The organism is Streptomyces sp. NPDC090741, from assembly GCF_044769045.1.
Lineage (GTDB): Bacteria > Actinomycetota > Actinomycetes > Streptomycetales > Streptomycetaceae > Streptomyces.
This window is the reverse complement of the sequence record NZ_JBIVXF010000017.1, coordinates 77898-95813: the sequence shown is the minus strand read 5'-3', so window position 1 is coordinate 95813 and position 17916 is coordinate 77898. Positions and strand designations below refer to the sequence as shown.

Below are 17916 nucleotides of genomic sequence, written 5' to 3'. Positions count from 1 at the left end.
TCAGCCCAGCTTGGTGACGTCCAGCTCGCCGTCCGCGTACTGCTTCCGTATGACCTTCTTGTCGAACTTGCCGACGCTGGTCTTCGGGACGGCCGCGACGGTCGTCCAGCGCTCGGGCAACTGCCACTTGGCGATGGACTGGCCGAGGAAGACGCGCAGCCCGTCGTAGTCCACGGTCGCGCCCTCCTTGAGGACGACGGTGGCCAGCGGGCGCTCGCCCCACTTCTCGTCCGGGACGGCGACGACCGCCGCCTCGGCGATCTCGGGATGCGCCATCAGCGCGTTCTCCAGCTCCACGCTGGAGATCCACTCGCCGCCGGACTTGATGACGTCCTTGGCCCGGTCGGTCAGCGTGAGGAACCCGTCGGGGCTGATCACACCGACGTCTCCGGTCTTGAGCCAGCCGTCCGCGCTGAACTTGTCCTCGGGGCGCAGCGGTTCGCCGGCGGCTCCGCCGTAGTAGGAGCCCGCGATCCAGGTGCCGCGGACTTCGAGCTCGCCCGCCGACTCGCCGTCCCAGGGCAGGATGTCGCCCCCGGGGCCCACCAGGCGCGGCTCGACGCCCGCCGGGAAGCGGCCCTGGGTGATCCGGTACGGCCACTGCTCCTCGGCGCTCAGGCCGGCCGGCGGGTGCGCCATGGTGCCCAGCGGGGAGGTCTCGGTCATGCCCCAGGCGTGGCAGAGGCGGACGCCGAGCTTGTCGTAGGCCTCCATCAGGGCGGGCGGACAGGCCGCGCCGCCGATGGTGACCTGCTTCATCGAGGTCAGGTCGCGCGGGTTGGCGGTGACCTCGGCGAGCAGGCCCTGCCAGATGGTGGGGACGGCCGCGGCGTGCGTGGGCTTCTCCCGCTCGATCATCTCGGCGAGCGGGGCGGGCTGGAGGAACCGGTCCGGCATCAGCATGTTGATGCCCGTCATGAACACCGCGTGCGGCAGGCCCCAGGCGTTGACGTGGAACTGCGGGACCACGACGAGGGTGGTGTCGCGGTCGGTCAGGCCCATCGACTCGGCCATGTTGACCTGCATGGAGTGCAGGTAGATCGAGCGGTGGGAGTAGACGACGCCCTTGGGGTCGCCGGTGGTGCCGGAGGTGTAGCACATGGCGGCGGCCTGGCGCTCGTCCAGCTCCGGCCAGTCGTACGAGGTCGCGCGGTCCGCGATCAGCTCCTCGTAGTCGTGGACGCGGAAGCCGCGCTCCTGCGCGAGGGCTTCGAGGCCGGAGCGGTCACCGATGCCGGAGACGACCACGTGCTCGACGGTCGGCAGGTGCGGCAGCAGCGGGACCAGCAGCGGCAGCAGGGTCCCGTTCACCAGCACGACCCGGTCGACCGCGTGGTTGACGATGAAGACCAGCTGCTCGGGAGGCAGGCGCAGGTTGAGGGTGTGGAGTACGGAACCCATGGAGGGGATCGCGAAGTACGCCTCGACGTGCTCCGCGTTGTTCCACATCAGGGTCGCCACCCGGTCGTCCTGCTGGACGCCCAGTTCGTCGCGCAGGGCGTTGGCGAGGCGGGTGGCGCGGGTACCGATCTCGGCGAAGCTGCGACGGTGCGGCTCGGCCTCCCCGGTCCAGGTCGTGACCTGGGATTTCCCGTGGATCGTCATCCCGTGCTGGAGTATGCGGGTGACGAGGAGCGGTACGTCCTGCATGGTGCTCAGCAAAGCGTCCTCCCGGTGAGCGCTGCGGCGCTGCGGCGGCTACGGATGCTGCCGATTCTGCGCACGTACCGGTCGGCATGTCACTACCCGGGGGTACAAACACGGCAACCAATCGCCGACGTTTCACGTGAAACACCGATGTTTCACGTGAAACATGGGCCGGTTCAGCGGACCGGGGTGAGCTCCGGGTCCTCGCGGAGCTTGACCAGAGCGCGCGAGACGGCGCTCTTGACCGTGCCGATCGAGACTCCGAGCAGTTCGGCGGTCTGCGCCTCGCTCAGATCCTCGTAGTAGCGCAGGACGACCATCGCGCGCTGCCGGTCGGGAAGCCGGGTCACCGCTCGCCACATCGCGTCGCGCAGCGCCTGCGCCTCGGCGGGGTCGGATGCGGGCGTCTCCTCGGGTTCCGGGAGCTCGTCGCAGGCGAACTCGTCGACCTTGCGCTTGCGCCACTGGGAGGTACGGGTGTTGACCAGGGCCCGCCGGACGTAGCCGTCGAGGGCGCGGTGGTCCTCGATGCGGTCCCACGCGACGTACGTCTTGGCAAGGGCCGTCTGGAGCAGGTCCTCGGCATCGCACGGGTTGGCGGTGAGCGAGCGCGCGGTGCGCATCAGGACCGAGCCGCGGGTCCGGACGTACGCCGAGAACGACGGGTACGGCGTCGGGTTCGAGGCGAGCGTGCACACAGGCGTGGTCATGGCTCCACGCTAGAAGCGCGGTCCGGACCTGGGATCGGCCGCAAGTGCCGAAGCTGGATCCATCTCAGGTTGTAGGGGTGGGGCCTGCCCCACCTCCTGAAGGTGGAGGAGGGGCAGGCCGCGGGTCCTGGCCGAGGGCCGGCCGGGGACCGGCGCGCGGCTCCGGGCTCAGCCGTCGGCGCCGAGGATCAGACCGGACGTCGGTACCCCGGTTCCGGCCGTGACCAGGGCACGGGCGGCGCCCGCCACCTGGTTCACGGAGGTGCCGCGCAGCTGGCGGACCGCCTCGGCGATGCCGTTCATGCCGTGCAGGTACGCCTCCCCGAGCTGGCCGCCGTGGGTGTTGAGCGGCAGCGCGTCCGCGGCCACGAAGTCGGCGGCCTCGCCGGGCTTGCAGAAGCCGAACTCCTCGAGCTGCATCAGGACGAACGGGGTGAAGTGGTCGTAGAGGATGCCGACGTCGATGTCCGAGGGCCGCAGCCCGCTGGTCCGCCACAGCTGCCGGGCGACCACGTCCATCTCCGGCAGCCCGGTGAGGTCGTCGCGGTAGAAGGAGGTCATGGCCTCCTGACGGCGGCCGGCGCCCTGCGCGGCTGCGGTGATCACGGCGGGCGCGTGGCGCAGGTCCCGGGCGCGCTCGGTGCTGGTGACGATCAGCGCCTGGCCGCCGTCCGTCTCCTGGCAGCAGTCCAGCAGCCGCAGCGGTTCGACGATCCAGCGCGAGGCGGCGTGGTCGGCGAGGGTGATGGGCTTGCCGTGGAAGTACGCGGCGGGGTTGTTCGCCGCGTGCCGGCGGTCGGTGACCGCGACATGGCCGAAGGCCTCGGGGGTCAGGTTGTAGGTGTGCAGATAGCGCTGGGCGGTCATGGCCACCCAGGAGGCCGGAGTCAGCAGCCCCCAGGGCAGCGACCAGCCGAGCGCCGCGCCCTCCGCCGAGGGCTCGCGCTGCTGCACGCCGGAACCGAAGCGGCGGCCGGAGCGCTCGTTGAAGGCGCGGTAGCAGACCACCACCTCCGCGACCCCGGTGGCGACGGCGAGGGCGGCCTGCTGGACGGTGGCGCAGGCCGCGCCGCCGCCGTAGTGGATGCGGGAGAAGAAGGAGAGGTCCCCGATGCCGGCCGCCTGGGCCACGGTGATCTCGGGGCTGGTGTCCATCGTGAACGTGACCATGCCGTCGACGTCGGCGGGGGTCAGCCCGGCGTCGTCGAGGGCGGCGTGCACGGCCTCGACGGCGAGCCGCAGCTCGCTGCGGCCGGAGTCCTTGGAGAACTCGGTCGCGCCGATGCCGGCGATGGCGGCGCGCCCGCCGAGCGTGTCGCGGTGCCGGACGCTCATGCCGCCACCTCCGCTGTGACCGTGACCGTGACCGCGACCGTGCCGGTGACGTGGTGGCCGATGCCGTTGGCGCCGACGACCCGGATCTCCACCCGGTCCCCGTCGACGGCGACCACGGTGCCGGTCAGGACCATGGTGTCCCCGGGGTAGTTGGGGGCGCCGAGCCGGATGGCCACCTTGCGCAGGACGGCGCCCGGCCCGAGGCGGTCGGTGATGTACCGGCCGACCAGGCCGTTGGTGGTCAGGATGTTCATGAAGATGTCCGGGGAGCCCTTCTCGCGCGCGAGCGAGGCGTCGTGGTGGACGTCCTGGTAGTCGCGCGAGGCGATCGCACCCGCGACGATCAGCGTGCGCGTCACCGGTATCTCCAGCGGCGCCAGTGTGTCGCCGACGTTCATGCGTCGTCCCCCTCGGGTGCTGCGTGGTCGGACAGGAGCGCGCCCAGCTCGGCCAGCAGCTCGCTGCCGCAGCCCAGGTACGCGTCCAGCTGGCGCCCCCAGAGGAAGTGCCGGTGGACGGGATGGTCCAGGTCGGCGCCCATCCCGCCGTGCAGGTGCTGGCCGGCGTGCACGACCCGCTTGCCCGCCTCCGAGGCCCACCAGGCCGCGGTCAGGGCGTGCTCGCGCGCCGGAAGTCCCTCGTCGATCCTCCAGGCCGCCTCGTACGCGGTGACCCGGATCGCCTCGGTGTCCATGTACGCGTCGGCCGCGCGCAGCATGACCCCCTGGTTCGTGGAGAGCGGCCGGCCGAACTGCTCGCGGGTGGAGGTGTACTCGACCGCACGGGCCAGGGAGCCCGCGCAGACCCCCGCCTGGAGCCCGGCGAAGGCGGTACGGGCGGTGGCCAGGACCTCTTCGTAGGCCCGGCCGTCCCCGAGCCGTTCGGCCTCGGTCCCGGCCAGGGTGAGCCGCCCCGCCGACCAGGGGGCGGTGGTCTCCACCTCGGGCGTTCCGACGCCGGGTGCGTCCGTCCGTACGAGCCACAGGGTCCGGTCGGCGTCCGGGACGAGCACGTGGGTGGCATCGCGCAGCCAGGGCACGACGGGGGCGGTCCCGGTCAGCCGGCCGTCCGGCGAGGCAGTGATGCGGCCGCGGGCCGGGAAGGCGCCGGTGGCGACCGCCTCTCCCGAGCCCAGGGCGGGCAGCAGCCGGGCGCGCTGCTCGGCGCTGCCGTGCGCGGCGACGGGCAGGATCCCGTACGCGCAGGTGGCGGCGTACGGGACCTGCGCGGTGGTGCGGCCCTGCTCCTCCAGCAGCAGCACCAGGCCGAGCAGGCCGACGTCCTCCACGGCGGCGGTCAGTCCGGCGGCGGTGAGGGCCTTCCACAGCTCGGCGTCGCTGCCGGTGCCGGCCGCAGCGAGGCGTTCGTGGGTGGCGAGATCGCGGAAGATCCGGGCGGCGAGCCCGGCCGCGGCGGCCTGCTCCTCGGTGGGGTGGAAGTCCATCAGCCCTCGCTCCCTCGGAAGACCGGCAGTTCCAGGTCCTCGTCGACGCGCAGGAACTCCAGGTGCACGGGCATCCCGATGCGGACCTTGTCGTACGGGACGCCGGTGATGTTGCTGACCATCCGGACGCCCTCGGCGAGTTCGACGAGGGCGACCGCGTAGGGCCCCACCGCGGCAGCGGCATGTTCATGCGCGGTGAAGGCGGGGAAGGGCGGGTGGTGCATGACGACGTAGCTGAACACCGTGCCGGCGCCGCAGGCCTCGACGGTGTCCCAGTCCAGGCTCGCGCAGCCGTTGCAGCCGGGCAGCCAGGGGAAACGGAGGATCCCGCAGGCTGTGCAGCGCTGGATCAGCAGCTTGTGGTCCGCGACCCCGTCCCAGAAGCCCTGGTTGTCGCGGTTGACCACCGGGCGGGGGCGCCGGGCCGCGGGCTTCTTCTCGCGCGGGGCGGCGGGCGCGTACTTGAGGATCCGGAAGCGGTGGGTCCCGGCGAGTTCGCCGTCCGCGCGGACGTCCATGCGGGTGGTCACGAAGTGGCCGGTGCCCAGCTTGGTCGTCTTGCGCGGGGAGACGGACTCGATGACGGCGTCGTAGGTGACCGTGTCGCCGGGGCGCAGCGGTCGCAGGTACTCCTGCTCGCAGTCGGTGGCCACGACGGAGGTGCAGCCCGCGCCGTCGAGCAGGGCGAGGAGCTCGTCGTAGGCGGAGGAGCGGTCGCCGTGCCCGGAGAGCCCGCCCATCGTCCAGGCCTGGAGCATGGTGGGCGGGGCGATGGCGTCCGGGCCGGTGTAGGCGGGGTTGGCATCGCCCATCGCCTCACACCAGTGGCGGATCATCGGCTGGTTGACGGGGTCCTTGCCCTGGCCCGCGGTGGCGGCGGACCGCCCTTCGAAGGACGTGAGCAGTGCGTGGAACCGGGCGGCCTCCTCGGTGCCCGCGCCGGTGCCCGCTCCCGCGTCCGTACCCACTGCCTGCTCCGGCGTGGCGGTCATCGCTTCCTTCCCTTCATGCCGAGCCGCATCATGGCGACGATCTCCCGCTGGACCTCGCTGACCCCGCCGCCGAAGGTGTTGATCTGCGCGGCCCGGTTCATCCGCTCCAGCTCGCCGCCGGCGAACGCCGCGGACCCCCGTACGAGCGCCTCCTCGCCCACCACCTCCTGGCACATCCGGTACACCTCGACGGTGGACTCGGTGCCGAGGAACTTCACCCCGCTGGCGTCGCCGGGGGCCAGGGTGCCGGCGCCCACGTCCTGGACGAGGCGCCAGTTGAGGAGGCGTACGGCGGCCAGCCGGGCGTGGGCCTCGGCGAGCCGGGACTGCACCCACGGCCGGTCGGCGGGGCGCTCACCGGTGACCGGATCGGGGGTACGGGCGTGGCGCAGCGCGCTCGTGCAGAAGTCCTCGGCCTGCATGCCGATGGCGGCGAGGGCCACGCGCTCGTGGTTGAGCTGGTTGGTGATCAGCCCCCAGCCGCCGTGCTCGGGGCCGACGAGGTTCCCGGCGGGCACGCGGAGCCCGTCGTAGTACGTCGACGTGGTCGTGAGGCCGCCGACCGTGTCGATCGGGGTCCACGCGAAGCCGGGGGCGTCGGTGGGCACCAGGATGATCGAGATGCCCTTGTGCTTGGGGGCATCGGGATCGGTGCGGCAGGCGAGCCAGATCCAGTCGGCGTTCTGGGCGTTGGAGGTGAAGATCTTCTGCCCGTCGACGAGCCAATCGGCTCCGTCGCGTACGGCGCGGGTGCGCAGCGAGGCCAGGTCGGTGCCTGCCTCGGGCTCCGAGTAGCCGATGGCGAAGACGATCTCGCCGCTGAGGATCCGGGGGAGGAAGTAGTCCCTCTGCTCCGCGGTCCCGTACTTCATCAGGGTCGGGCCGACGGTGTTGAGGGTGACCATGGAGACGGGGGCGCCGGCCCGGTAGGCCTCGTCGAAGAACACGAACTGCTCGTCGGGGCCGCGCCCTTGGCCGCCGTACTCGACGGGCCAGCCGAGGCCGAGCAGTCCGTCGGCGCCGATGCGGCGCAGCAGTGCGCGTTGGCCGGTGGGGTCCTCGGGGGGGCCGTCCGGCAGCAGATCGTGGAAGTACTCCCGCAGTTCGGCACGGAGCCGCAACTGGCCTTCGGTCGGGGCGAGGTGCACGGCGCTGGCCTCCCGGCATCACATCATCGAGTGAACCTGACTGTCCGTCAGATTCACTGTGGATGTCAAGGTCGGGAGAGTCCGGGAGGGGCTGTGCACGGATGCGCGAGGGCGCCTGTGCCACCGGACCCCAGCCGGTCCGGTGGCACAGGCGCCCTCAAGACTCGAAGGACTCGGAGAGCGTCTACCGCCAGGGGTGGAAGTCGACCGCGACGTTGCCCTGCTGGATCGCGGTGAAGGCCGAGCCGTTGACCTGCGCGGTGTTGTTCTGGTTGGACGCACCGGAGCCGGTGGCCACCTGCTGGGAAGTCGACGAATTACCACTGTTGTTCCCGCCGACGCCGCTGCCGATGATGCTGGCGACGCTCGCATTCGATCCGTCGTTCGCGAAGGAGCCGTTGTCGGCCGAGGCCACACCACCGAAGAGGGAAACGGCGAGGGGGAGAGCGGCGACGGCGGCGATGACGCGGGCGGTACGGATGCTTGCCATGTCTGAATCCTCCAGAAATGCGAAGTGGGAATTACTCCAAGGCAGTTGGCCGACCGCCTCGGTCGTTGCGTGGTGACGACGTCGCGAGACCAGAGTTGCCCACCGAATCCCCGGCGAACCATCCCGGAGTCCACGATTCCCCCGCAAGTATGAGCAACATCGGATAAACCTCATTCGCACCCCAACGCCGCTGGTCAGCGCGCCGGAGGCCGCCGAAACCACCGCCAGATCTGAGCTGAAACGTTCCTTCAAACTCATGTGCGCCGGACATGCCGAAAAGGGCCGCTCCGTCCGGGAACCCCACCGTCTCCCGGGCCTGCGGCCCTGCAATGCCAGGCTTCACGCCCCCTGCGCGCCCCCGGCGCCCGCCGGGGCCATCCCACCGTGCCCCGCTCCGGGGGCACATCTCCGGCGCGATCCGCGGCCGCGACCTGCCGACCGGGCTCCAGCGCCTGCTGCTGCCGTTACTGCTCTCTACCGCCTACTGCCTACCCCCTACTGCGCGAAGCGCACGACGCCGTACGGGCGCTACGCGACCAGGTCGAGCTCTTCGCGGCCGACTGCGGCGGTGTTCCCGGCCAAGGACGCGGCGGCGGTGGTCGAGCGGCGGACGGACGGGGCCTTGCCGTGCGCCTCGGCGCGGATCCGCTGCTTGATGGTCGGCGGGAGCGAACCGCCCCGCATCATCGCCCGCCAGCTCCGCCGGCCCGCCGGCCGGGCCGTCCGGCGTACGGCTACGGCCGCACGGCGGGAGGGAGCGGGAACGGAGGCGGTGGAGGCGGCGGCCGGCGCGGCCTTGGCGCCGAACCCGAGGGAGGCGAGGAGCGCGACGACGACGGCGACGACAGCGGTCCAGATCGACGTGACGGTAATGCGGTGAGCCATGACGAGGTCCTTCGTTTCGCGATGTTCCGACGGGCGGATCTGCATACATTCGTCATGATGTGGTCGCAACCGCAGCGCCCCCACCACCCGCGCCGATCTTCCGACAAACACCACTCAAAGGGCCTAGCGAGCGTCTTGTGCCTACCGTGGCGGGATGGACACCACCCTGGAGCTCGCGCCCTGGGCAGAAGGCGACTTCTGGCTGCTGCTGCGCAAGAACGAGCCCGTCATGACCGAACATCTCGGCGGCCCGGAGACCGACGCCAAGCTCAAGGACCGCCATCAGCGGTATCTGGCGCTCAGCGCCCGCGAGCCGGCGGCCGGACGGGTGTTCCGGATCGTCGCCGAGGGCGAGAGCGTGGGCACGATCGCCTTCTGGGAGCGCGTATGGAAGGACGAGGAGGTCTACGAGACCGGTTGGGGCATCCTCCCCGAGTTCCAGGGCCGCGGCCTCGCCGCCAAGGCGGCCCGCGCGGTCATCGCCCACGCGGCCGCGCACGGCACGCGCCGCCACCTGCACGCCTTCCCGTCCGTCGAACACGGGGCATCCAACGCCGTCTGCCGCGCGGCCGGCTTCGTACTGCTCGGCGAGACCCGCTTCGAGTACCCGCCCGGCCAGTGGCACACGAGCAACGACTGGCGGGCTGTGCTGCCGGGGTGAAACGGGCCGTATGACGAAGGGGCGCCCCTGGTGAGGGGCGCCCCATCTGATCAGCGCGTTCGCTGAGCTGGCGGTGGGTGTGGGATTTGAACCCACGGTGACATCGCTGCCACGACGGTTTTCAAGACCGTTCCCTTAGGCCGCTCGGGCAACCCACCTGGCCGGTACAGAGTACCGGCAGGTGGGGGGCGGCTGGGTCAGGAATTCTGGGCCTTGTCGTAGGCCGCTTTCGCCTCGTTGCCGAAGTACGGGCCGAACATCCGGTTCGGCAGGAACGTGTAGCCGAAGCTGTTCACCGAGACCTGGGTGCCCAGGCCCGTGGCCTCGTTGAAGTCCTGGAACCAGGGGCCACCGCTGGAGCCGCCGGTCATGTTGCAGCCCAGGCCGTGGTCCTTGGTCAGCAGGAAGTCCTTGCCGGTGTTCCCGCTGCAGTAGACCAGCTTGGTGCCGTCGTACGGGGCGGCCGCCGGGAACCCGAAGGAGTACATCTTCTTGTTGTAGCCGCCGTTGAACAGGATCCCCTGGGCTCCGACGACCTGGCTGAGCTTCTGGCCGTTCAGCGGGGCCACGACGGCGAGGCCGACGTCCATGTTCATGTCCTCGCTGGCGGCCCACTGGTCCGTCGCGAAGGTCTTGGTGGCCGACCACTGCCCGTAGGGCGCGTTCCCGTTCTCGTACGCGGGTACGAAGATCCAGTTGGTGTGCCAGGCACCCTGGTACTTCACGCAGTGACCGGCGGTGATGACCGTGCTGCCGTTGGCGCTGGTGATCGAGTCGCCGGAGCAGGATGCCGTGCGGTCGCCGAAGGTGAAGAAGACCCGGCCCGAGGTCTTGACCACCGCCCCGCCGCCCGTCCACGCTCCGCCCGCCTGCGGGAACGACGTCGGGGAGGCCACTGCGGCGGATACCGCCGTCGGGGCGACCACCGTGGGCCTGCCGGCGGCCACGGCCGGCGCCCGCCCGGTCCCCGGCGCCGCCGTCACGTCCAGCGGGGTGGCGCCGCGCATCCGTTCGGCGGTCCAGAAACCCTGGGTGTGCTGCTGCTCGAACGAGGCCGGGGAGTCGGCTGCGGCCGAAGGGGCGGCCGCCGTCAGCGCGCCCGCGATCAGGGCGCCCGCCGCCATGAGGACCGATGCTGCCGTGCGATGACGATTCACGCAGGACTCCTTCTGCCGTGCCCGGTCCCGTCGGAACGGGCAGGGTGGGGGTGAAGAGCTGTCGGTGCGGATCGGCCGCAGGGTCGCACGTGCGGCACGAGAAGTCAGGAGACGGTCAGAACGTTCGGTCGGTTCCGGCCAGGAATTGGCCAACTCCCTTCGACGGACCGCGGGAGTCCGCCTGCTGACGTCATACCGTCAGCAGCACGCCCGCGTACGAGACCCCGGCCACCACCAGCCAGGCCCCGAGCCCCAGCACCGCGGCCCGGCCGCCGGTCCGGGCCAGCCGGGGAAGGTCCACCGCGCTGCCCAGCCCGAACAGGGCTGCTGCCAGCAGCAGTTCCTGCGCCGTGTGTGCCCAGTCGAGAGCCGCGTCGGGCAGCACCCCGGTGGCGCGCAGCCCGGCCGCCGCCAGGAACCCGGCCACGAACAGCGGGACCGGCGCCGGGCGGCGTCCCGAGGGCATGCGTACGCCCTGCCGCCGCGCCCGTACGGAGAAGGCCACTGCGGCCACCAGCGGAGCCAGCAGGGCCACCCGCATCAGCTTGACCAGGACGGCCTCGCCGAGCGCGCCCGGGCCTGCGGTCTGGGCGGTGGCCACTACCTGGCCGACGTCGTGGACGCTCGCGCCGACCCAGCGCCCGAAGGCCGGGTCCGAGAGCCCCAACGGGCCCTGGAGGAGCGGAAGGACCGCGATGGCCAGTGTCCCGCACAGGGTCACCAGCGCCACCGAGGCGGCCACGTCCTCCTCGTCGCTGCCCGACACCTGGCTCACCGCGCCGATGGCCGAGGCCCCGCAGATCGAGTACCCGGTGGCGATCAGCAGTGGCTGGTCGCCCGGGAGCCCGAGCCGGCGGCCCAGCCAGAGGGTGCCGAAGAAGGTGGCGGCGACCACCGCGGCCACCATCGCCACCGTGGCCCAGCCCAGCCGGAGCACCTGGTCCAGACCCAGGCCGAGGCCCAGGAGGACGATGCCGATCCGCATCAGCCGCCGACCCGCCAGCGAGAGGCCCGGGCGGGCTGTTCCGCGTACGACCTCGCGTATGCCCGGGAGGTGGGCCACCGCGATGCCGAGCACCACCGACGCGGTCAGCATGGGTACCGCGGGCACCAGCCGGTGCACGCCCCACGCCACCAGCACTCCGGCCGCCGCCATCGCCAACCCTGGCCAGGACGAGGATGTTTCACGTGAAACATGCCCGGCACCCTCGGTGTCCGCCCCGCGTACAGGGCGGTTCAGCAGCGCCATCAGTCTGTGGGAAGCGTGTAGACGCGGCGGACGCTGCTGCCCAGGCGGATGACATCGGCTCCGTAGACGTGAACGGATATCGCCGTGGTGCGACAGGAGTTGTAGACCTTGTGGATATCGCCGGGAGGGGCGAATCCGCAGACATCACCCTGGCCGTTGACCACGTGCTCGGTCGCCACCAGCCGGGCGCAGGTGTCTCCCGTCGCGGGGGCCAGCCGGTAGCGGAGCTCGCTCTCCTCGCCCTCGTGCACCCCGGCCACGCACCAGGAGACGTGGTCGTGGATGGCGGTCTCCTGGCCGGGCATCCACACCAGCGCGACCACCGAGAAGCTGCCGTCCGGCTCGGCGTGCAGGACGTGCTGCCGGTACCGGTCGGGGTCCCCCTCGCGCTGCTCGGGAGTGAGCAGGTCGGGCGCGCCCAGGTGCGGGGCGACGCGCTCGCCGACGAGGTAGGCGGTCAGGTCCGGGGCCAGGCCCCGGTCCACGACCGTACGGATCTCACTGACGAGGGCGGCCATCCTCGCGGTCGTACGGGCCGGCGTGGTGGTGGTCATATGAGCAGCGTCGAACAGCCCACCCATCACGTCCAACGACAGTTCTCACCTGAAATCCCAAGCACTGCTTATGGGTTCGGGGAAGAGACCGCCCGGCGGTCAGCAGCCGACGCGGTTCGAAGCCACCTGCCTGAGCGCGTTGAGGACCACGGAGGTCGCCGGGATGCGCAGATGGTCGCGGTAGACGTACGCGGCGATGTGCCGGCGGGCGGCGGGCTGGAGCGGCCGCCCGCACACCTTGCTCAGGGAGAGGGAGGGCAGCACGAGCGCGGGCATCATCGCCACGCCGAGCCCTTGTCCGACCATGCTCTGCACGACCAGGTTGTCGTCCGTGGCAAATCGGATGTCGGGCACGAAGCCCAGCTCGGCGCACTCGTGCAGCAGGTTCGCCCGGCAGCGCGGACAGCCGGCGATCCACCGCTCCTCCGCGAGGTCCGCCAGGTGCACGGCCCGCCGCCGGGCCAGCGGGTGCCCGGTCGGGAGCAGCACGGTCAGCTGGTCCTCCAGGAGCCGGACCTCGGTGACCTCCTCCGGGACCTCCTCGTGGAGCCCGGGATAGGTGAAGGCCAGGGTGATGTCGCACTCCCCGCGCTCCAGCCGGCGCAGCGACTCCGGGGGCTCCCCCTCCAACAGCTCGACCTGGATGCCCGGATGATCCTTGGCCAGGTCACTCAGAGCCTCGGGGACCAGGGTGACGTTGGCGCTGGGGAAGCCGCAGAGCCGGACCCGCCCGGTGCGCAGGCGGGCGTACGCCTTGAGCTGCGCCTCGGCGGCGGAGAGACTGCCGAGGATGGACTCGGCGTGCCGGGCCATGGACTCGCCGGCCTCGGTGAGCTGCATCTTGCGGCCGACCCGGGTGAAGAGCGGGGTGCCGACGGCGCGTTCGAGCGCCTTCATCTGCTGGGTGATCGCAGGCTGGGTGTACCCCAGAGCACGGGCGGCCGCCGAGTAGGACCCGGAGGCGACCACCTCGTGGAAAGTGCGTATGTGCCGCGAATCGAACACATGGGAAGCATAAGCGGACGTTGGGAGGGGCCGTAGGCGTATTCGCGCCCACGGCCCCTCTCCATCAAGCCAGCGGTCCCGGTCCCTCGCGTACCGGGGCAGCCGTCGGCCGTCGTTTGGCCGTCGTTACTTGTCGCCGACCCGCGAGCCGAGGGTGATGTCGACGGTGTTCGGCTTGCCGTCGCGCAGGTAGGTCAGCTTCACCACGTCGCCCGGCTTGTGGGTCCAGATCTCGCTGATGAGGGTCGGGCCGCTGTCGATCGGCTTGTCTCCGAACCGGGTGATGACATCGCCGGGCTTGAGGCCCGCCTTGCCGGCCGGACCGTTGGGGTCGACCAGGTCGTTGGCGGGCGCGCCCTGCTCGGAGATCTTGGCGCCGTCGGTCTTGGACTGGAGGTCCACGGAGACGGAGATGATCGGGTAGACCGGCTTGCCGGTCTTGATCAGCGATTCGGCGACGTTCTTCGCCTGGTTGACCGGGATGGCGAAACCGAGGCCGATGGACCCGGCCTGGCCACCGCCGAAGCCGCCGTTGCCGGCCGACTGGATGGCGGAGTTGATGCCGATGACCGCGCCGCGCCCGTCGAGCAGCGGGCCGCCGGAGTTGCCGGGGTTGATCGAGGCGTCCGTCTGGAGCGCGCTCATGTACGAGTTCTTGCCGCCGGAGCCGTCGCCGGAGGCCACCGGGCGGTTCTTGGCGCTGACGATGCCCGTGGTGACCGTGTTGGACAGGCCGAAGGGGGCGCCGATCGCGATGGTCGAGTCGCCGACCGCGACCTTGTCGGAGTCGCCGAGCGGCAGCGGCTTGAGGCCGGACGGCGGGTTCTTCAGCTTGAGCACGGCCACGTCGTAGCCCTGGGCCCGGCCGATGACCTCGGCCTCGTACTTCTTGCCGTCGGAGAAGGTCGCGGACAGCTTGCCGCCGTTCGCGGCGGAGGCCACCACGTGGTTGTTGGTGAGGATGTGGCCCTGCTGGTCGTAGACGAAGCCGGTGCCGGTGCCGCCCTCGCCGTCGCCGGCCGAGGCCTCGATGGTGACGACGCTGGGCAGCGCGCCCGCGGCCAGACCCGCGATCGAGCCGGTCTCCCGCTTGAGGTCCTTGGGGGTGTTGCCCGCGGCGACCGTGGTCGAGCCGACGCCGTTCTCACTGCGCTCGGCGGCCCAGAAGCCGATGCCTCCGCCGACGCCGCCCGCGAGGAGGGCCGCCACGAGCACGGCGGCGATCATGCCGCCCTTGCCCTTCGGCTTGGCGGGCGGGAAGCCGTCTGCGGTCGGGGGCGCGCCCCAGGTTCCGCCGTCGTGGCCGCCGCCCGAGCCGTACGCCGGGACCACCGGAGGCGGGGGCGGCCAGCCCTCGGCGCCGTGAGCGGCCGGGGCCGAGGCCTGCGGCGCGGGAGCCTGGGCGTAGCCCGGGGCCGGTGCGGGGGCCGGGGTGGGCGGGATCTGCTGGGTCGGCTCCGTGCCGGATGCGGGCGTCGGCGGGAGCTGCTGGGTGACCGGCTCCGCCGCCGGGGCCACCGGGGCCTCCGCGGCCGGTGCGGGTGCAGGCGTCTCGGGGGCAGGAGCGGCCACCGGGGGTGCGGACGGGGCCGCGGGGGGCGTCGGGGCCGCGGTGCCCTCGTTCTCGGTGCTCACAGCGCTCTTCTCCTCGTCACACACGGCTTCAGAAAAACTGGCGATTCGGTCCGACTGAACGTTCGACGTGCCGCACAAGTTCCTGGGAAAAGCCTTCCCCATGACCCGTCAGAGCACTGTAAGCCGGACCTGTGCGTCCTCCTCATTCTTTATGTCCGGCATTCCGGGCGCATCCGCACGGCGGAGCCCGACATCCGGGGCCTTCTCGGTGGCACCATGACCCGGTGACCCACGCACTGCCGCCCATCCAGGTCGTCGCCCACCGCGGTGCCTCGGAGGATGCCCCCGAGCACACCCTGGCCGCCTACCGCAAGGCCATCGAGTACGGCGCCGACGCCCTCGAATGCGATGTCCGGCTCACCGCCGACGGCCATCTGGTGCTGGTCCACGACCGCCGGGTCAACCGCACCTCCAACGGCCGCGGCGCCGTCTCCGCCCTCGAACTGGCCGACCTCGCCGCGCTCGACTTCGGCTCCTGGAAGGACCGAGAGGAGTCCCCGGACTGGGACGCCGACCCCGAGCGCACCTCCGTGCTCACCCTGGAGCGGCTGCTGGAGCTGGTCTCGGACGCCGGCCGGCCGGTGCAGCTCGCCATCGAGACGAAGCATCCGACCCGCTGGGCCGGACAGGTGGAGGAGCGCCTCCTCTTCCTCCTCAAGCGGTTCGGGCTGGACGCGCCGCCCCCCGAGGGTCCGCACCCGGTCCGCGTCATGAGCTTCTCCGCGCGCTCCCTGCACCGGGTGCGGGCGTCCGCGCCGACGATCCCGACCGTGTACCTGATGCAGTTCATCTCGCCCCGGATGCGCGACGGGCGACTGCCGGCCGGGGTGCGGATCGCGGGTCCCGGGATGCGCATCGTGCGCAACCACCCCGGTTTCATCCGCAAGCTCCAGAGCGCGGGCCACTCCGTACACGTATGGACCGTGAACGAACCGGAAGACGTTCAGCTCTGCGCTGATCTGGGCGTGGAAGCAATCATCACGAACAGGCCGCGACAAGTTCTGTCACAGCTCGGGCGCTGACGTCCCCTTTTGCCCACCCGTCCCGCACGTCGCATGCGTGACAGGGTGTGCACCGGCGCATCCGCTCCGCAATCGCCCGACATGAATGCGTCAGAGGCCTCCGCCCGGTCGGTTTCCGGTCCAGGCCATTGGGGCATCCAGACCATGGCGTGGGGCTAAGGAGGTTCCGGGGGTGGCGTTGGTGGTGGCACAGGAGGTGCCCACGTCTTCGCGCATGGACGTATGCCATGGTCCTGCGGGCGTGGGCGAGGCGAGACGCCGCATGCGTGAGCAATTGCGTATGAGCGGGGTGTCCGAATCGGTCGTGGACGACGCCGTACTGATCCTTTCCGAACTGCTCAGCAACGCCTGCCGGCACGGCAGACCACTGGGCGCCGGAGAGATCGGGGACGGGGAGATACGCGCCGCGTGGCGCATCGACAAGGCGGGGCGGCTGACGGTCGAGGTCACGGACGGGGGCGGTCCCACCCGCCCGGTTCCGGCCACGCCCTCGGTCACCGCGCGCGGCGGCCGGGGGCTGAACATCATCAGCGCCCTCGCCCAGGACTGGGGTGTCCGGGACGGTGCGGCAGGCGAGGTCACCGTATGGGTGACGGTTGCGTGCGGGGCCCGGCACGAGGATTTCGCTACGCGCGTTGCGCCCCCGGCGATCGACTTCAGCACGGCCTTCGACGACCTTCATCCGTGACCGGATCCCCGACCCGGATCCCCAACCCGGATCCCGATCACGACCCGGATCCCTGACCCGGATCCCCGACCGCAACACAGGCCACCAGAACGAGCGGCCGCCGGGAGCGCACGCCGACCGTGCTCCCGGCCGCACCCTCCCGGTTGCGGCGGTACGAACGGCTAGGCTCGCGCCCAGACACAACGCCGTACCGCCGCAACCGGGAGACACCCACGATGGCCAAGAAGCGCCCCGCAGCGAAGACTGCAAAGCCGCAGCTCAACAACGGGGAGATCCCGGTGGTGGGCGCACGCGAGCCCTGCCCCTGCGGATCCGGGCGCCGTTACAAGGCCTGCCACGGCGCAGCCGCCGCACACGCCGTCACCGAGCACGTGGCGCGCCCCTTCGAGGGCCTGCCCGGCGAGTGCGACTGGGTGGCGCTGCGCGAGCTCGTGCCCGCGGCGACCATCCCGCTCACGCTCAAGGGCGGCCTGCCCGAGGGCGTCCCGTCCGTCACGCTGGTGACCGTACTGCCGATGGCCTGGCCGGCGCTGCGCCGCGAGGACGGCTCCGTCCTACTCGGCCTCCAGAACGACTCGACCACCGGGGACCTCGCCCGGGACATGGCCGACACCCTGGAGCGCGCGCTCGTCGCCGAACCGGGTACCCCGGTCGCTGCCCGGCGCGTTCCCGCCGAGGGTCCGCGACTTCAGGATCTCTTGGACACGGACGGCGTTTTCGAGCCGGTTGTGCACAGCGGCTTCGAATTCTGGATTCCGGATGCGGAGAGCGCCCAGAACGCCTCCCCGGAGATCGCCGCCTCCCTCGAGCGGGCCAACGCCGCCGCCATCCCCACCGTCAAGCTGGCCGGCGTGGACGCGGCCTACTGGTGCGAGACCCCGGACAAGAACCACCTGCGCTGGGTCATGCCGCACCCCGAGGAGAAGCTGCTCGACGCCCTCGCACGGCTGCACGCCGCAGGCACCTCCTCGCTCGGCGAAGGCACCCGACTGGTCGGTTCGTTCCGGGCGCACGGTCTGATGGTCCCCGTCTGGGACCTGCCCACCGGAGTGACCGCCGACGACGTGGAGAAGCCCGCGGCGGAGTTCGCGGAGCGGCTGGCCACGGCCCTGGCCGCGGACGCCCCGCTGAGCGCGGAGGAGCGCCGGGCGCGCGGCGGGCTGACCAACCGCCAGGTCACGCTCAGCTGACCGCCGAGCACCCGCAGGACCGGTGACTGGGGTCACAACTCCCGCTAATCGCCTGCAAATCGCTGTCTGAATATCAGAGATCGAATTTGCGAACAGGCGATCTC

At 71.5% G+C, this 17916-nt stretch carries 18 protein-coding genes and 1 tRNA gene; 4 read left to right on the top strand and 15 right to left on the bottom strand.

Features of this window, described 5'->3' with window-relative positions; translation table 11 throughout:
- The 9 genes from ACIQU4_RS34345 to ACIQU4_RS34305 form a co-directional block, all read right to left on the bottom strand.
- Window positions 1–1662, bottom strand: a complete 1662-nt coding sequence (locus ACIQU4_RS34345) for a long-chain fatty acid--CoA ligase (RefSeq protein WP_403739250.1) — start codon at window positions 1660–1662, stop codon at window positions 1–3.
- A gap of 161 nt (window positions 1663–1823) precedes the next feature.
- On the bottom strand, window positions 1824–2357 hold the full coding sequence (locus ACIQU4_RS34340; RefSeq protein WP_030153345.1) for a SigE family RNA polymerase sigma factor: 534 nt from the start codon (window positions 2355–2357) through the stop codon (window positions 1824–1826).
- Window positions 2358–2525: 168 nt separating this feature from the next.
- Window positions 2526–3692, bottom strand: a complete 1167-nt coding sequence (locus ACIQU4_RS34335) for a lipid-transfer protein (protein ID WP_403739247.1) — start codon at window positions 3690–3692, stop codon at window positions 2526–2528.
- Complete coding sequence (locus ACIQU4_RS34330; protein ID WP_403739245.1) at window positions 3689–4090, bottom strand: MaoC/PaaZ C-terminal domain-containing protein; 402 nt, start codon at window positions 4088–4090, stop codon at window positions 3689–3691. The genes ACIQU4_RS34335 and ACIQU4_RS34330 overlap by 4 nt, the downstream gene beginning before the upstream one ends.
- The gene (locus ACIQU4_RS34325; protein ID WP_403739242.1) at window positions 4087–5136 is read right to left on the bottom strand and encodes an acyl-CoA dehydrogenase family protein; all 1050 of its coding nucleotides are present in this window, start codon (window positions 5134–5136) and stop codon (window positions 4087–4089) included. Before ACIQU4_RS34325 ends, ACIQU4_RS34330 begins: the two co-directional genes overlap by 4 nt.
- Window positions 5136–6128, bottom strand: coding sequence for a bifunctional MaoC family dehydratase N-terminal/OB-fold nucleic acid binding domain-containing protein (locus ACIQU4_RS34320; RefSeq protein ID WP_403739240.1), 993 nt, complete (start codon window positions 6126–6128; stop codon window positions 5136–5138). Before ACIQU4_RS34320 ends, ACIQU4_RS34325 begins: the two co-directional genes overlap by 1 nt.
- Window positions 6125–7276 carry an acyl-CoA dehydrogenase family protein gene (locus ACIQU4_RS34315; RefSeq protein ID WP_403739236.1) on the bottom strand — a complete coding sequence of 384 codons (1152 nt, stop codon included), beginning with the start codon at window positions 7274–7276 and terminating at the stop codon, window positions 6125–6127. The genes ACIQU4_RS34320 and ACIQU4_RS34315 overlap by 4 nt, the downstream gene beginning before the upstream one ends.
- 184 nt (window positions 7277–7460) lie before the next feature.
- The gene (locus ACIQU4_RS34310; RefSeq protein ID WP_403739234.1) at window positions 7461–7766 is read right to left on the bottom strand and encodes a hypothetical protein; all 306 of its coding nucleotides are present in this window, start codon (window positions 7764–7766) and stop codon (window positions 7461–7463) included.
- 528 nt (window positions 7767–8294) lie between these two features.
- Entirely contained in the window at window positions 8295–8651 is a 357-nt protein-coding gene (locus ACIQU4_RS34305; RefSeq protein ID WP_403739231.1) for a DUF6344 domain-containing protein, read from the bottom strand.
- Window positions 8652–8805: 154 nt separating this feature from the next.
- Between ACIQU4_RS34305 and ACIQU4_RS34300 the strand changes: the two genes are divergently transcribed.
- Window positions 8806–9312: a GNAT family N-acetyltransferase gene (locus tag ACIQU4_RS34300; RefSeq protein ID WP_403739228.1), complete on the top strand. Its 507-nt coding sequence runs from the start codon at window positions 8806–8808 to the stop codon at window positions 9310–9312.
- Between the two features lie 68 nt (window positions 9313–9380).
- Here the strand turns inward: ACIQU4_RS34300 and ACIQU4_RS34295 are convergent.
- The 6 genes from ACIQU4_RS34295 to ACIQU4_RS34270 all read right to left on the bottom strand — a co-directional run bounded on the left by ACIQU4_RS34295 (window position 9381) and on the right by ACIQU4_RS34270 (window position 14912).
- Window positions 9381–9470: transfer RNA gene (locus tag ACIQU4_RS34295), tRNA-Ser, on the bottom strand.
- A gap of 39 nt (window positions 9471–9509) precedes the next feature.
- Window positions 9510–10469 (bottom strand): trypsin-like serine peptidase, encoded by a 960-nt coding sequence (locus ACIQU4_RS34290; RefSeq protein ID WP_403739226.1) that lies wholly within the window; start codon window positions 10467–10469, stop codon window positions 9510–9512.
- A 190-nt stretch (window positions 10470–10659) separates the two neighbouring features.
- A complete protein-coding gene (locus ACIQU4_RS34285; protein WP_403739223.1) occupies window positions 10660–11718 on the bottom strand; it encodes a YeiH family protein in 1059 nt (352 codons plus the stop codon).
- Window positions 11718–12272, bottom strand: a complete 555-nt coding sequence (locus ACIQU4_RS34280; protein WP_403739220.1) for a cysteine dioxygenase — start codon at window positions 12270–12272, stop codon at window positions 11718–11720. Before ACIQU4_RS34280 ends, ACIQU4_RS34285 begins: the two co-directional genes overlap by 1 nt.
- 99 nt (window positions 12273–12371) lie before the next feature.
- Window positions 12372–13277, bottom strand: coding sequence for a LysR substrate-binding domain-containing protein (locus ACIQU4_RS34275; RefSeq protein ID WP_403739217.1), 906 nt, complete (start codon window positions 13275–13277; stop codon window positions 12372–12374).
- Between the two features lie 126 nt (window positions 13278–13403).
- Window positions 13404–14912, bottom strand: a complete 1509-nt coding sequence (locus ACIQU4_RS34270; RefSeq protein WP_403739214.1) for a S1C family serine protease — start codon at window positions 14910–14912, stop codon at window positions 13404–13406.
- Between the two features lie 224 nt (window positions 14913–15136).
- On the opposite strand from ACIQU4_RS34270, the gene ACIQU4_RS34265 reads away from it, so the two are divergent.
- The 3 genes from ACIQU4_RS34265 (at window position 15137) to ACIQU4_RS34255 (ending at window position 17812) form a co-directional block, all read left to right on the top strand.
- A complete protein-coding gene (locus ACIQU4_RS34265) occupies window positions 15137–15934 on the top strand; it encodes a glycerophosphodiester phosphodiesterase (protein WP_403739211.1) in 798 nt (265 codons plus the stop codon).
- A gap of 85 nt (window positions 15935–16019) precedes the next feature.
- Window positions 16020–16622 (top strand): ATP-binding protein, encoded by a 603-nt coding sequence (locus ACIQU4_RS34260; protein WP_403739208.1) that lies wholly within the window; start codon window positions 16020–16022, stop codon window positions 16620–16622.
- A 215-nt stretch (window positions 16623–16837) separates the two neighbouring features.
- Window positions 16838–17812 carry a DUF5926 family protein gene (locus ACIQU4_RS34255; protein ID WP_403739206.1) on the top strand — a complete coding sequence of 325 codons (975 nt, stop codon included), beginning with the start codon at window positions 16838–16840 and terminating at the stop codon, window positions 17810–17812.
- Window positions 17813–17916 lie beyond the last annotated feature (104 nt).

Bases quoted from the DNA above. Each gene is read 5' to 3' on its own strand.
- ACIQU4_RS34340 (WP_030153345.1), bottom strand. From the start codon at position 2,357: ATGACCACGCCTGTGTGCACGCTCGCCTCGAACCCGACGCCGTACCCG.
- ACIQU4_RS34335 (WP_403739247.1), bottom strand. From the start codon at position 3,692: ATGAGCGTCCGGCACCGCGACACGCTCGGCGGGCGCGCCGCCATCGCC.
- ACIQU4_RS34330 (WP_403739245.1), bottom strand. From the start codon at position 4,090: ATGAACGTCGGCGACACACTGGCGCCGCTGGAGATACCGGTGACGCGC.
- ACIQU4_RS34325 (WP_403739242.1), bottom strand. From the start codon at position 5,136: ATGGACTTCCACCCCACCGAGGAGCAGGCCGCCGCGGCCGGGCTCGCC.
- ACIQU4_RS34320 (WP_403739240.1), bottom strand. From the start codon at position 6,128: ATGACCGCCACGCCGGAGCAGGCAGTGGGTACGGACGCGGGAGCGGGC.
- ACIQU4_RS34310 (WP_403739234.1), bottom strand. From the start codon at position 7,766: ATGGCAAGCATCCGTACCGCCCGCGTCATCGCCGCCGTCGCCGCTCTC.
- ACIQU4_RS34305 (WP_403739231.1), bottom strand. From the start codon at position 8,651: ATGGCTCACCGCATTACCGTCACGTCGATCTGGACCGCTGTCGTCGCC.
- ACIQU4_RS34300 (WP_403739228.1), top strand. From the start codon at position 8,806: ATGGACACCACCCTGGAGCTCGCGCCCTGGGCAGAAGGCGACTTCTGG.
- ACIQU4_RS34285 (WP_403739223.1), bottom strand. From the start codon at position 11,718: ATGGCGCTGCTGAACCGCCCTGTACGCGGGGCGGACACCGAGGGTGCC.
- ACIQU4_RS34280 (WP_403739220.1), bottom strand. From the start codon at position 12,272: ATGACCACCACCACGCCGGCCCGTACGACCGCGAGGATGGCCGCCCTC.
- ACIQU4_RS34260 (WP_403739208.1), top strand. From the start codon at position 16,020: ATGCGTCAGAGGCCTCCGCCCGGTCGGTTTCCGGTCCAGGCCATTGGG.
- ACIQU4_RS34255 (WP_403739206.1), top strand. From the start codon at position 16,838: ATGGCCAAGAAGCGCCCCGCAGCGAAGACTGCAAAGCCGCAGCTCAAC.